This is a genomic window from Microcoleus sp. Pol11C3 (genome assembly GCF_036701485.1).
In the GTDB taxonomy this organism is placed as follows: domain Bacteria; phylum Cyanobacteriota; class Cyanobacteriia; order Cyanobacteriales; family Microcoleaceae; genus Microcoleus.
Genome location: NZ_JAUBQW010000041.1, coordinates 1 through 13,529 on the forward strand (window position 1 = coordinate 1; position 13,529 = coordinate 13,529).

The 13,529-nt window shown below is 46.6% G+C and carries 13 protein-coding genes; 5 read left to right on the forward strand and 8 right to left on the reverse strand.

From position 1 onward, the window contains the following. Positions 1 to 179: 179 nt before the first annotated feature. On the reverse strand, positions 180 to 818 hold the full coding sequence (gene hisB / locus QUA40_RS11955; protein WP_333125714.1) for an imidazoleglycerol-phosphate dehydratase HisB: 639 nt from the start codon (positions 816 to 818) through the stop codon (positions 180 to 182). A 214-nt stretch (positions 819 to 1,032) separates the two neighbouring features. Next, positions 1,033 to 1,809, reverse strand: a complete 777-nt coding sequence (gene fabI / locus QUA40_RS11960; RefSeq protein WP_006634022.1) for an enoyl-ACP reductase FabI — start codon at positions 1,807 to 1,809, stop codon at positions 1,033 to 1,035. A 318-nt stretch (positions 1,810 to 2,127) separates the two neighbouring features. Here fabI and ntcA point away from each other — a divergent pair, with 318 nt between their 5' ends. The 3 genes from ntcA (at position 2,128) to QUA40_RS11975 (ending at position 4,966) form a co-directional block, all read left to right on the forward strand. Continuing rightward, entirely contained in the window at positions 2,128 to 2,793 is a 666-nt protein-coding gene (gene ntcA / locus QUA40_RS11965) for a global nitrogen regulator NtcA (protein WP_445301147.1), read from the forward strand. Between the two features lie 77 nt (positions 2,794 to 2,870). Next, complete coding sequence (locus tag QUA40_RS11970) at positions 2,871 to 4,541, forward strand: DUF3084 domain-containing protein (protein WP_333125628.1); 1,671 nt, start codon at positions 2,871 to 2,873, stop codon at positions 4,539 to 4,541. Between the two features lie 29 nt (positions 4,542 to 4,570). Continuing rightward, a complete protein-coding gene (locus tag QUA40_RS11975; protein WP_333125631.1) occupies positions 4,571 to 4,966 on the forward strand; it encodes a pre-16S rRNA-processing nuclease YqgF in 396 nt (131 codons plus the stop codon). Between the two features lie 6 nt (positions 4,967 to 4,972). Here QUA40_RS11975 and QUA40_RS11980 read toward each other — a convergent pair whose 3' ends face one another. The 4 genes from QUA40_RS11980 to QUA40_RS11995 form a co-directional block, all read right to left on the reverse strand. Next, positions 4,973 to 5,146, reverse strand: coding sequence for a type II toxin-antitoxin system HicA family toxin (locus tag QUA40_RS11980; protein ID WP_333125634.1), 174 nt, complete (start codon positions 5,144 to 5,146; stop codon positions 4,973 to 4,975). 44 nt (positions 5,147 to 5,190) lie between these two features. Continuing rightward, positions 5,191 to 5,433 carry a type II toxin-antitoxin system HicB family antitoxin gene (locus QUA40_RS11985; RefSeq protein WP_333125637.1) on the reverse strand — a complete coding sequence of 81 codons (243 nt, stop codon included), beginning with the start codon at positions 5,431 to 5,433 and terminating at the stop codon, positions 5,191 to 5,193. Between the two features lie 179 nt (positions 5,434 to 5,612). Further along, on the reverse strand, positions 5,613 to 6,083 hold the full coding sequence (locus QUA40_RS11990; protein WP_333125640.1) for a hypothetical protein: 471 nt from the start codon (positions 6,081 to 6,083) through the stop codon (positions 5,613 to 5,615). Positions 6,084 to 6,461: 378 nt separating this feature from the next. Next, complete coding sequence (locus tag QUA40_RS11995; RefSeq protein ID WP_333125643.1) at positions 6,462 to 8,042, reverse strand: photosystem II high light acclimation radical SAM protein; 1,581 nt, start codon at positions 8,040 to 8,042, stop codon at positions 6,462 to 6,464. Between the two features lie 374 nt (positions 8,043 to 8,416). Between QUA40_RS11995 and QUA40_RS12000 the strand changes: the two genes are divergently transcribed. After that, a complete protein-coding gene (locus QUA40_RS12000) occupies positions 8,417 to 8,806 on the forward strand; it encodes a DUF1830 domain-containing protein (protein ID WP_333125646.1) in 390 nt (129 codons plus the stop codon). 240 nt (positions 8,807 to 9,046) lie between these two features. Continuing rightward, positions 9,047 to 9,637, forward strand: a complete 591-nt coding sequence (locus QUA40_RS12005; RefSeq protein WP_333125648.1) for a hypothetical protein — start codon at positions 9,047 to 9,049, stop codon at positions 9,635 to 9,637. Positions 9,638 to 9,777: 140 nt separating this feature from the next. Here QUA40_RS12005 and QUA40_RS12010 read toward each other — a convergent pair whose 3' ends face one another. Further along, positions 9,778 to 10,863, reverse strand: coding sequence for a fatty acid desaturase (locus QUA40_RS12010; RefSeq protein ID WP_333125651.1), 1,086 nt, complete (start codon positions 10,861 to 10,863; stop codon positions 9,778 to 9,780). Positions 10,864 to 11,457: 594 nt separating this feature from the next. Continuing rightward, a complete protein-coding gene (gene purF / locus QUA40_RS12015; protein WP_333125654.1) occupies positions 11,458 to 12,924 on the reverse strand; it encodes an amidophosphoribosyltransferase in 1,467 nt (488 codons plus the stop codon). Positions 12,925 to 13,529 lie beyond the last annotated feature (605 nt).

Consider the following 13,529-nt stretch of genomic DNA (forward strand, 5'->3'; position numbering starts at 1 on the left):
TAATCTACAATTATTGTTGGGTGGAATCGATGCAGAAAAGCCTTATCTTTAGTTGAGTTTGAATATATCGGTCGCTCATATTCATAGTTTGCGATCGATTATTCAGCAAGCCCTAGTTATAGGGTGATAAGATAATAACAGGTTTGCAGTAGCGCTTGTGGGCTACTGTAAACCCCATACTACAAAACCCCTTTAGAACTCGGAATCCGACTGGCGCGCCGCGGATCGATTTCCACTGCCATCCGCAGAGCTCGCGCAAATGCCTTAAACGTCGCTTCCACAATGTGATGAGAATTTCCGCCCTGCAATTGTCGAATGTGCAGTGTCATTTGAGTGTGGTTCACCACCGCCGAAAAAAATTCTCTCACTAATTCAGTATCGTAAGTGCCGATCCGCTGGTTGGGAATTTCCAAGCTGTAACTTAAGTGAGGCCGTCCCGAAAAATCCAGCACGACTTCAATTAAAGCCTCATCCAAAGGTGCGATGAAATGTCCGAAACGAGAAATGCCCGATCGATCGCCGACAGCTTTTGCTAGCGCTTGGCCTAAGGTAATTCCCACATCCTCGTTCGTGTGGTGGTCGTCAATCTCCAAATCCCCGATAGCCTGCACGTCCAAATCGATCAATCCGTGAGAAGCAATCTGGTGCAACATATGGTCTAAAAACGGAATCCCCGTAGACGCCTTGCAAGTTCCCACACCGTCGAGATTGAGGCTGGCCGTGACATCCGTTTCGAGTGTCGTGCGTTTCACCAAGGCGGCCCTAGCTGGTTGAACTGAACTTGCAGGAGGCACAGAAGGGCGATCGATTATCTCCATAATTCGCAATTGGTCATTCATTAGAATTAATTAGTAATTTGGGATTAACACTTTTGTAGCGGACAACGGACAGTTATTGACAGTTGACTGTTTGCAAATCTTGCTGTTAACTGTCTAAAAACTTCGTTGTCAACTGTTAACTATCAACTGTTGAGGGCGGGCACGGGGCACCGCCCCTACAACTAACTGTCAACTGTCAACTGTTTAAAAGCTGTTACATTCCCATGATTTCGTAACCAGCATCGACATACAAAACTTGACCCGTAATCCCGCTAGCGAGATTGCTGCACAGAAAAGCCGCCGCATTTCCCACTTCCTGCTGAGTCACCGTCCGCCGCAGTGGCGCCACTTCCTCAACGTGGTGGATCATGTCCAGAATACCGCCAACTGCTGACGAAGCCAGAGTCCGAATCGGGCCAGAAGAAATCGCATTTACCCGAATATTTAACGGGCCCAGTTCAGCAGCCAGATAACGAACATTCATTTCCAAAGCCGCCTTAGCAATTCCCATCACATTATAATTAGGAACTACCCGGACGCCGCCCAAATAAGTCAGCGTTACAATACTGCCGCCCTCGGCCATCAGGGGTTTAGCAGCAGCACAAAGCCGCACCAGCGAGTAAGCGCTAATATCCAAAGCGTTGGAGAAACCTTGGCGCGAAGTGTTGGTGAAATCTCCCGAAAGTTCGTCCTTGCCGGCAAAAGCCAGACAGTGGATCAGGACATCTAACTTGCCCCACTTGTCGGCTATGGTTTGAAAAGTAGACTCAATTTCGCTCTCGTCTTGGACATTGCATGGCAAATACAGACTGGGATTGAGCGGTTCCACCAGTTCAGCGACTTTGCGCTCGTGCTTGCCTTTCTCGTCCTTCAAATAAGTTATGCCGAGGTTGGCCCCAGCTTTGTGGAGCTGCTGAGCGATGCCCCAGGCGATCGAGCGATTGTTGGCAATGCCCGTAACAAGAGCATTTTTTCCGGTCAAATCTATCATCTGTATTTCTTCTAGAAGCAACTAGCACCGTTCTCATTGGCTCTATGCGACAACCCCGCCAGTTTAGACACAACTGATTCAGATTTAACTGATTGAGACACAATTGAGACACAATTGATATTAATTTTGCTGTGGAGCTACATGGGGGGGGAATTGAAAAAGTTAAGAGAAGGGCTAGATTTAATCATACAGCGTGTGTTTACCTTAACATTAGATGGAAGTAACAGAATCCTTGCATATTGGAGGTTGGGAAGTATATTTACTCAATAAGGTTAATCGGCAAGTTATAAAGTATTGATTAGTACAAAGGATCTAGTCGTGACCCATGATAGACCGCTAGCAGCCGTGTTCCGCCAAATCAGCGGCGGGGCGTTTCCACCCATTGTGGAAACCTTTGAACGGGGCAAGACAATTTTTTTCCCTGGAGACCCGGCTGAGCGCGTCTACGTTCTCATCAAAGGTGCTGTCAAGCTCTCCAGGGTCTATGAAGCAGGAGAAGAAATTACAGTCGCCCTCCTGCGCGAAAATAGCGTATTTGGGGTGCTGTCTCTGATTACGGGACACCGATCGGACAGGTTTTACCACGCGGTAGCCTTTACGCCGGTGGAATTGATCTCGTTGCCGATCGAACAAGTCGAGAAAGCGCTCAAGGAAGACGCAGAATTGCCTATGGTTTTGCTGCGGGGACTGTCGTCTCGGATTTTGCAAACCGAGATGATGATTGAAACGCTGGCACACCGAGATATGGGTTCGAGACTCGTCAGCTTTTTGCTGATTCTGTGCCGGGATTTTGGCGTGCCCGGTACAGAGGGGATTACGATTGATTTGAAGCTGTCCCACCAGGCGATCGCCGAAGCGATCGGCTCGACGCGGGTAACTGTGACTCGTTTGCTCGGGGATCTCAGGCAAGAAACCATGATCTCGATCCACAAGAAAAAGATCACAGTCCACAACCCGGTGGCTTTAAGCCAGCAATTCACTTGATGCCGAGAAAGTATAGGATTTTGGATTTTGGATTTTAGATTCAATCCAAAATCCAAAATCCAAAATCTAAAATCGGAATGACTGCTGGATACATCCTGGTATTTGTAATTTTAGTGTTGGGGGGTGTGATCGCCACTGTCAGCGATCGCCTTGGGACGAAAGTCGGCAAGGCAAGGTTGAGTTTGTTCAAGCTTCGCCCCCGCGATACTGCTGTTGTTGTGACTGTTATGGCCGGCAGCATCTTGTCAGCACTGACTCTGGGCATTTTGTTTGCTACTAGCAAGCCGCTGCGAACGGGAGTTTTTAGAATAGACGAAATTCAAAAAAGGCTCAACAACGCCCGCGGAGAAATCAACCAGGCCACTCAAGAAAAAAATCGAGTTGAAAGTGAATTAGCTCAAGCCAGAGGCGCTCAAGCGCAAGCTAGAGCCAATTTAGAGCAAATTAATCAATCCCTCCAAGCTGCTAATGCCGAGCAAGCTCGGACGCAAACAAAATTAAACTCGCTGCGGGCCCAGCTTAACAGCGTGCAAGCAGCCAAGTCTAAAACTGAACAGCAGTTAAGTCAGGTAGAAGCGGCTAAATCTCAGACAGAAGAACAGCTCAGGAGTGTGGAATCGGCTAAATCTCAGACAGAAGAACAATTGAAACTGGTTGAAACGATCCGATCAACTACCCAAGCTCAGCTCGATCGCACCGAGAACCAATTGAAAACAGTTTCTGCTCAAAAAACGACTTTAGGATCGGAAATCGCTCAACTGCAAGAGGAACGGCAACAGTTAATCGGGCAGCGAGAGGAGGTAAAAACTCAAATTGCCCAGCGCGATCGAGAAATTGCCCAGCGGGACAAGGAAATTGTCGATCGCAACGAACTAATTGCCCAGCGAGACAAGGAAATTGCCCAGCGGGTGCAAAATCTCGCCGAGCGCGATCGCATAATTGTCGATCGCGACAAAGTAATTGTCGAGAGGGAAGCACTCTTAGAAACCTTGGCACAGCAACAAACTCAACTCGAACAGCAACAAACTTTATTGCAGCAGCAAGTGCAAGTTTTGGAACGGGACTTTCAGGCAATCCGCGAGGGTACAGTTGCCATCAGGCGCGGTCAAATTTTAGCTGCCGGCGTGGTTCGCATTATCGAACCCGGTATGGCAAGTCGCGCGATCGATCGACTCTTGCAAGAAGCAAATAAAACCACCGTCGGACTCATGCAGCCGGAAAATAAAAAGGTTAGGGACCAGGTTATTCAAATTACTAAAGCAGAAATCGATCAACTAATTAGTCAGGTTAAAGACGGTCAAGACTACGTGGTGCGGATTGTCGCCGGCGCTAATTACCTGCGACAAGAAAAGCTAATTAAGGTATTCGCAGAAGCCGAAATCAATCGAGTGGTTTTCCGCGCTGGAGATGTGATTGCAGGGGTTGCTGTCGATCCTGTAGCCTTGCCCGACGAACAGGTGCGGCAGCAGTTGCAGCAATTGATCGAAGCTTGTCAATTTCGTGCTCGTTTGATCGGGGTTGTCGGCGGTAGAGTCCAAGTTGCGGACAATCGGATTGAAACTTTGGGTGGTTTTGTCGAGCGGTTGCAGCAGTACGAGAAACCGCTGGACGTTCAGGCGATCGCGGCAGATGTCACTTACATCGCCGGCCCGCTTAAAATAGATTTAGTTGCTCTTGAAAACGGAGCCGTTGTTTTCCGCACCGGACAACAAAAACAAGGCCCCGGAGACTTGAAAATTAAAAAATAAATTTGGTAATTAATAATGGGTAACTGGCTATGATTTTAGGTTTCGATCCAGGTAAAGACAAATGCGGCCTAGCTGTAATGGGTAAAGACAACAATGTCTCCTACCATCAAGTTGTACCCTCCGAGAGTGCAATTTCGACTATTCAATCTCTGTGCAAACAGTTTTCAATTGAGTTATTGGTACTTGGAGATCAAACGACTTCTAAGAGTTGGAAACAAAAACTGACGGAGAGTTTGTCGCCTGTGATAAAAATTGTTCAAGTTGACGAGAGGTACAGCAGTTTGGAAGCCAAGGAACGCTACTGGCAAATGTACCCTCCGACGGGACTTTCGCGCTTGATTCCGCAGGGGATGCGGACGCCGCCGAGGCCGGTGGACGATATTGTGGCGATCGTCCTAATTGAAAGATATTTAAACAAAATTTAATCAATTTTATAACCCTTCCCACTCATTTCTGGTAATATTTCCTTGACGTAATATCCTAGATAACAATGCTTGACTGATATCTCCCTGATGGGGATTGGGAATTGTCAGCTTCAATTCACCTTTTACCATGTATTGATGCTTCCCACCAGGGTAAGGCCCGTCAAAACCAACCTCTCTCAAATACCGAACTCAATCGCGACGACTAATTAGCCCAAACGTCGGCATTAGGCAACCTCTTGGCTAATATTCAAGTCAATGCCCTTGAGGATGGGTAAAGTGTGGCTAAAACGCAATCCTAAGATAATCCATCCTTCCAAAGCATCTTGCAAATCTTCGCGGCAAGCTTCAGGTGTCGGAGCATTGCCCCATACACCTTGACACTCAGGAATTTCACCGTAAAAAGTACCGTCTTCAAGCAACTCATAGGTTGCTTTCTGCATTGCCGTAGTGATGTACTTAGTAAGCATTTAACTCTGGAAACTCCTTAATAAAGATTCCCTAAAATTAATATACCACAAGTTTTGACAGGTGGCAATTTTTCTGAGTCTTCGCTCGGGAATAAATATGTTTATGCTGATTTTTAAATTTAAAATAAAATAAAATGCACCCTAATTTAATCGGATTTGTGATTGCATAACAGTTAGTGCTACTTAATGACAGCTTCGGTCAAAATTACCTTACCATTCTGGCGGACTTGCAGGCGATCGGGGTTAATCGAGTAGATAATATTGCCGTTAGTCGCTTCATAAGTTCCGTCGTCACCTGTAGTTACTTGCATGACATTGATTTGGCTGCCATTTATTTTGCTGAGCCCGCGGTAAAAAATATCCCCTTCCTGGGTTTTGCAAATGTATATAGAAAAGTTGGGTGTTGCGAAAGATTGCACCATTTCGGCCCTCGGACATCCCTCAACTTGAGCAATTTGCAGCCGTTGATAATTGTGCAAACTGTTGGGTTCGATTGCCAGAACTTTGCCAATCGGTTGATTTAGTTTAGTTGCTTCTGCTGAGGCTGTCAAAAAGCCGTGAAGCGAAGCTATCCCGAAGGGAATCGCACTAATGCCTGCTATAACTAGACCTACTCCTTTAATGCCCTTAACTCTATCTTTATAAAACATCTTGTCACTCCTGGTTTTAACTATATAATTACATCTTAAGCGATATTTGCTCGCTCGGCGATTTTTAATATAGTTATTGCGTAAATTTTTGATAAATAGGTCAACCGCAGATGTCAGGCAGATAAACACAGATGAACGCAGATAATTTGAAGATTGTTTTCGAGTTTGGTCATCGGGTCTAATGATTGGTCTAAGATTGATGATTGTAGCAAGAGTAGACTTGAATTGCCAAAGTCATTTTAATCAAATTATTTTTGCAATTAAAGTCTAGTTTCTGGGATTGATATTTTTGAATAAAAAGGGAAAGAGAAGATACAGTTTTCCTCCATTTCCCTTTTTTTGGATAAGGACTAAAGTCCGATGCTGCGAACCTGGTAATTAATTAACTGCTGCCAACTGTTTGTCTTTGATTTCCACAGGCGCAGATAATGCTTCTTCCAAATCGGCACGGCCGAGTTTTTCCTCCAAAATAGCCATCACTTCGCGGCCGAAATCATTGGAATTACGCTGCCAAGCTTCTAAACAAATTTGTCCGAAAAACGAACCCAAAGGCTCTGGATTCCACAGCAATTTGCGGGCTGTCCAAGGCATCAAACTCATCGGATCGTAACCCGGTTGCAGAATATCCTGTTTAAAGGCGTATTCTTCTAAAATAGTGTGAGGCTGCAACCCGATAAAGAAAATGGCTGGTTCTACTTTATCGGCTCCGAAAATCCGCTCTAATTCTCGGTGATAAGCAATAGTTTGCCGGATGGTTTCAAAGGTTTCGTCAATGACGTTAAACGAGTAATTCACGGAAACCACATCGTTGTAACCGGCTGCTTTTAAATCGCGACAATTTTCCAAAACTACTCGCAAGTTGTAGCCCATCCGCATTTTGCGAACCAGTTCCTGGGAACCGCTGGTGATGCCGATTTCAAAATAATTCATCCCCGTTTTTACCATCAAATCACACAACTCTGGTGTGAGATTGTCCGCACGGATGTAAGCAGCCCAGTGGATGTCAGTCATGCCGGCAGCGGTGATTTTTTGCAATAATTCAACTGCATCATCGATGAATTTGCGTGCCGGGATAAATTGAGCGTCGGTAAACCAGAAATTGCGGATACCTCGATCGTACAATTGCCGAATCTCGGCCACCACCTCATCCGCCGGATTGATCCGCACTTGTTTCCCTTCAATCACCGTATAAATGCAGTAACAGCAATTATGAGGACAGCCGCGCTTGGTTTGGACTCCGACGTAGAAGTCCATATCTTGTAGATAATAGGAAAATTCCGGCCAAATGGTTTCGATGTAGTTATAATCGCAGGCAGTTTTCTCGATGTTGGCTGGTTTTTCGTGAATTAGCTTCGCGCGCGGCACGGTTTCTCCCACCACATAACACCTTTCCTCGGCCAAATCTTCGCCCTTAATCAACTTCTCCAGCAAAGCTTCGCCTTCTCCCACCGAAACCACAGTTCCCGCCGGCAAACTGCGGCCCAACTGCTCGTAAAACACGCTCACAGCACCGCCTCCGACCACTGCACGAGCTTCGGGGCGGTATTTCCGGGCCCGCTTCAATCCGCGCTTAATCAGTCCCAAATTGCGCCATAGTTCGGTGTAGTAAGACGCGGCTAAACGCAGTCCTCCGAGTGCTCCCCGGAACTTGATCAGCAGATTTTTCGCGTAGTAAAACTCGAAGGCATTTTGCAGCGGGTTGCCGCCCCTGCCGCCCACGGGCGCGTAAATTTGAATGTCCCGCCAAGAGAAAACTAGCAGCGTCGGCTTAAACTCGTCTATGCTGGCATCCAAAGCTTTAGCAAAATCCAGGGGGGGTACGGCACCTAAATCGAAAATGCGCTGTTCGACATCGGGAAACAGCTTGTGTACGTGATCCGAAAGATAGACAACTCCGATCGGGAAAATAGGATTGCAAGGGAGGCGAACGTACAGGACTCGGTTTTCTCGGTTTTCCATGATTGCCATATCCTAAAGTGGAACTTTTTCAGCTATGTTAATATTCTTTTAATATAACTTTACAATATGTCTAATTTTCGCAATTTGACATTAAATATTCTTAAATTTTTAGAGCGGGCTAAAAGCCGAGCTTGTTGCTGTCGATCGGCGAGAGCAGCAGAAAAAAGCTAATTTTTAAGCAAATACAGGGTATTTTGACTGAAAATCCCAGCGGGGAGTCAAAAATCCGATATTTATCCGGTGAGATTTTAAGTTAGGTACGATCGGTTTCTAATGTGTAAGGGAGTTGGTAGTCGGCTTTACAGTAGGCGGGATCGCCTAGTGTTAGCCTGAGAAGATAACTAAAACTTTTAGGCAAGGCTCCCTCAGCAGTTATGGCTCAAATTCTTGACCCCCTACCCTCAGACACCGACAGCAAGATTCTGTGCTGCTACGTCAACGCCACCAGTCAGATTCAGATTGCTCGCATCGCCAACATTCCTAACTGGTACTTTGAACGAGTGGTGTTTCCCGGACAGCGCTTAGTGTTTGAAGCGATGCCGGCGGCAGCATTGGAAATTCACACCGGCATGATGGCGAGTGCAATTTTGTCGGATAAAATTCCTTGCGATCGCTTGCAGATTAACGAAGGCCCCTATTCAAACGTCAATCCTAGCAGATCCCCAAAGGCAGTTCAGGGCGATCAAACAGCAATGGCCGGCCGCCCCAAATCCCGAGAAATCTCAGAACCTTTGACGGTCCCGGCACTAACCGCCGTCGATTAATAGCAGTTGTGAGTTTTGAGTTATTATAAATTGTCAGTTAATTGATAACTCCGCGCTCAAAATTCCAACTTCTGCAAAGGGGTAAAAACTCAACAGTTAAGAATCAAAGTTTCTGAAATGAATTTTAGATCACAACTCACAACTGCAAATATTGTCCGGTTTTTCGTATTTCCCTGAGTTTTGTTGGCGGGCTCGAAAACTGTGCAAAAATATCATTAAACAGCTTCTCGAATTTCAGCCATGTCAGCACAACCGATCGCCTCTTCCGCATCTTCGCCCCCAGTATTTGAGCCGGCGATATTCCGGCTTTCTCCCCTGATTAGAATCACGCTGTTGAGCTTGTACACAGCCCTGACAATTCCCTTGCCATTTTTGTCGGAAGTAACGAAAGCACCGGTTCCCCCGGCCGCACTTTGGGCGGCAATTATAGTCGGTGCTGCGGGCCTGTACGGCGTGTTCAGCGAAAGGGTAATTCTCAGCGAAGAAGGGATTGAAGTCAGCTATCCCAAGTGGTTTCCGCGTTTTTTTCGCAAGGGTTGGTCGCTACCTTGGACTGAGGTGAAAGCTCTCAAACCTCGATCGACCGGTCAAGGAGGTTTAGTTTACTATTTTTTGAGTCATTCGGGAGAAGGTTATTTGCTACCGATGCGAGTGGCTGGATTTGGTAAATTAGTCGGTTTGGTGGAAGCAAAAACAGGTATTGATACTACAGATGTCCGCCCTTTGTCGCAGCCTTGGATGTATCTTATTTTACTTTTATGTACGCTGCTGTTGCTGTTGGTGGATGCGTGGACTATTGTCACGGCGATCGGGCTTAAAGGTAATCTGTAAATTTCTTGTGGGGCGGGCAAGATGCCCGCCCTCAATATGCAGGTTAAATGTGGAACATCTTATTATCAAACACGCACAAAAAAGAAAAACCCGGTTTCTTTAAAAAGCCGGGTTTTTGCTTATTCTATTGTTTATTTAAACTACTTAACTTCAGCCGATCGCCGACTGTTAGGTGATTCGTAGTAAACTCCCGAACCTGTATCCGAGACAAAATGACAATCCCAGTAAGAACGAATAAAGCTCTTCCAAATTGGCTCGGTTGACTTGCGATAATAATCGCCCAACACTGGCTTGATGGCTTCCGTTGCTTCCTTCAAGTGATAGTGCGGCATTGTCGAGAAAATGTGGTGGGCTACGTGGGTGCCGATATCGTGATGGATGGAATTGATGATTCCGTAGTCGCGATCGATCGTAGACAATGCACCTTTCAAGAAAGACCAATCTTTACCGCGATACCAAGGAATATCGGCTTCTGTGTGGTGCAGGAATGTTACTAAATCCAGCCACATCACGAACACTACATAGGGAACTAAGTAGAACTTCAGCAAAAACAGCCAACCAAACTGATAGGTTAGCGCGCCTAAAAAGCCTACCATCAGTACCAAGGATGCGGAACTCGTCAACACATCCCATTTTTCGGACGGACGGAAAATCGGGCTACCGGGCATGAAGTGAGAACCAGTTCGATCGGGCGATCGCCGAAATAGATAAATTGGATAGGCAAATAACATCAAATAAAAGCGTCCCAGCTTTTCGTACCAAGGCATTTGATTGTATTTGCTCTCCGATACCGGATACCAGCTTTCATCGTTATCTAAGCTGCCTGTATTTGCGTGGTGGGTTCTGTGACTAATCCGCCAACCGTGGAAGGGCACGAGGATTGGAGCGTGGGAGAGGTGTCCGATCAGGTTGTTGAGCCATTTGCTCTTAGAAAATGAACCGTGTCCGCAGTCGTGGCCCACTACAAACAATGCCCAAAACATGGTTCCCTGCATCAACCAAAAGATTGGGTAAAAAAGCCAGGAATCGACGGTGTAGGCGATCGCATACAAACCTGCGATGATGCCAATATCTAAAAAGAAATAAGCCAGAGATTTCCCGGCAGAGGGTTCAAAACAGTGGGCTGGAATGGCTGCCTTGATATCTTGAAGAGTAAAAGGTAACTCTGTTGTACGAGAGGACAAGCCTTGATCGATCGGGTGATTGAGAACAGTATTTGATTGCACGAAGTTTCCGATTTAAGCTGACTTGAGAAACCGCATTCCGCCTTCTTTTAACAGTCACTTTCGGCTCGCAAGGAGCCATATTTTTTACTCTGCAAGGGTTTCTAAAGTTCTTTAGTTCGCATGAACAGCCCGTCCGCGATTCTCAAGCAAGTTGGCTTGCGGAATACTGGTATGGGGAAAATTAGTGCGATCGACCCTGTTATCTGAAAAAATCTCATGTGCCCGTTGTTGGTGCGAAATGCGACTTCAATCTGAGAGTGGACATCTGGAGGAACTACCTCCAGTCTCCAGGTAGCATACAGCACTTCGAGCAGGAATTGTGAACGAGAGTGTAGGGAAAAACCATCGATTTTAGATTGGCGATTTTAGATTCAAGCACAAATCTCAAATCTCCAATCTCCAATCAGACGGTTGGGTTTCACGCAAGTTCTACCCAACCGACTGTTCACTACTGTTCACAAATTCTGCAATTCTTGCTACAGCCAAGTTAATGTAACATTTCTACACACATTCTGGCAATGACTTACCAGAAAAAATAGAAAACCCATAAATTGCGAAAAATGACGGGCGATCGCTTTCTCGCATTTGGATTTTCTAGGCTCCAGCCTTTTCTAATATGAGCTTAGACCGTTTTACCACTTCTGGAACGTCGATCGGATAATCACCGGTGAAACAGGCCGAACAAAAACTCATCGGGTCTTCGTTAGTCGCCTTCAGCATTCCATCCCAACTCAAGAAAGCCAAGGAATCAACCCCAATTTGGGCGCCGATTTCTGCGACTGACTTAGTAGCAGCAATCAACTGATCTTGATTGTCGGTGTCGATCCCGTAGAAACAAGGATGAGTCACCGGCGGCGAAGAAATTCTCATGTGAACTGCCGTTGCGCCCGCATCCCGCAAGGCTTTGACTATTTTGCGACTGGTAGTGCCACGCACGATCGAATCATCGATAATAATTACTCGCTTCCCTTCCAACACATCTTTTAGAGGGTTGAGTTTCATGCGAATTCCTGACTCCCGCATTGTCTGAGTCGGTTGAATAAAAGTGCGCCCGACGTAGCGGTTTTTAATCAATCCTTCGGCGTAAGGAATGCCGGAAGCTTGAGAAAAGCCGATCGCGGCCGGGATTCCCGAATCAGGAACGCCGATAACTATATCAGCCTCAGCCGGAGATTCTGCTGCCAACAAACGCCCGATCCGCAGCCGGTAGCTGTACAAACTTTCACCTTCCATCTGGCTGTCGGGCCGAGCAAAATAGATCATTTCAAAGATGCAAAGTTTGCGCTTCTGCTGCTGACTCCAGTGGAAGGAAGCCATACCTTCCTCTGTAATCCAAACTAATTCCCCGGGTTCTACGTCCCGCAAAAATTCAGCACCGATAATATCCAAGCCACAAGTTTCCGATGCTAAAACGTATCGTACCGGAGTTGTGGGGAGGATGCCAATTACCAGCGGGCGGACGCCATGCGGGTCCCGGACTCCCATCACGCCTTTGGGGGTGGCGATCGTCAAACTAAAGGCTCCTTGGCACATACCAAACGCACTGATCGCTGCTTCCAGCCAGTCTTTGCCCTTGTCTACCTCGGAACCGATCGCCACTGCGATCGCCTCTGAATCCGTCGTGCTGACAAATTCGCACTTCCGAGACAGCAATTCTTCCCGCAATTCTTTGGTATTGACAAGATTCCCGTTATGTGCTAATGCCAGACTTCCCAAACGAGTTTCGACAACCACAGGCTGAGCGTTGACCACGCGCGACGAGCCCGTAGTAGAGTAGCGAGTGTGGCCTACGGCTAAGTTACCGGGCAAGTGACCTAAACTCGATTCGTTGAAGACTTGGGAAACCAGTCCCATATCTTTGTGCAGGTAGACTTTTTCACCGTCAAAGGTGGCAATTCCTGCTGATTCCTGACCCCGGTGCTGCAAGGCATACAAACCGAAGTAGGTCAACTTGGCGACATCTTCACCCGGTGCGTAGATACCGAAAACGCCACAAGCTTCCTCGGGCTTGTCGGGTTTGCTAGAATGCTCGTCAGCCGCGAAGGAATGGTTGGGAATCATAGATGGGTGGGTTCCTAATGGGGAAGGTGGGTTAGGGGGACAGTGTCAGCGGGAAATCTTGTTTGCGAAAGCGTCGCATAACTTAACATTCCCTTAATCTTGCCACGGATCTGTCATTATTTCCAACTCGTGTAGCATTTCAGACAGAAGCGATGCGGCGTTTAATGGCATTGTAGTATCGATCGCCCTCAAATCCTATATTAACCTTGATTAACGGCCGGCGAGGGATTCGGCGAGTGAAAAATACTGTTGGCGAAGTCGCCAAGGGTTCGCTATGACTACTTAATAGCTATATGGTTAATTAAATACTTAGTCCAGAGCCACTATTTTTAGGGTTGAAGGGTGAAACCATTTTTAAATTCGCCAAGAGTCTCTTGAAATCGCTTAAGAGTCAAACTCTCGTCCCAGCAGAGGGGAACGAAGAGATAGGCGATCGTGCAATGGAAAATAAATTATAAACTTGCTTGATGGGCTTTTTGAAATATTAGAATTTAAGGGCGATATAGCTTGACTTATTTATAAAATTGACCTACTATATCATCATGGGAATCTGTGCGGCCATGTAAAGTCAATTTTGGCGCAGCAAGTTATGGCAATAGCACGGA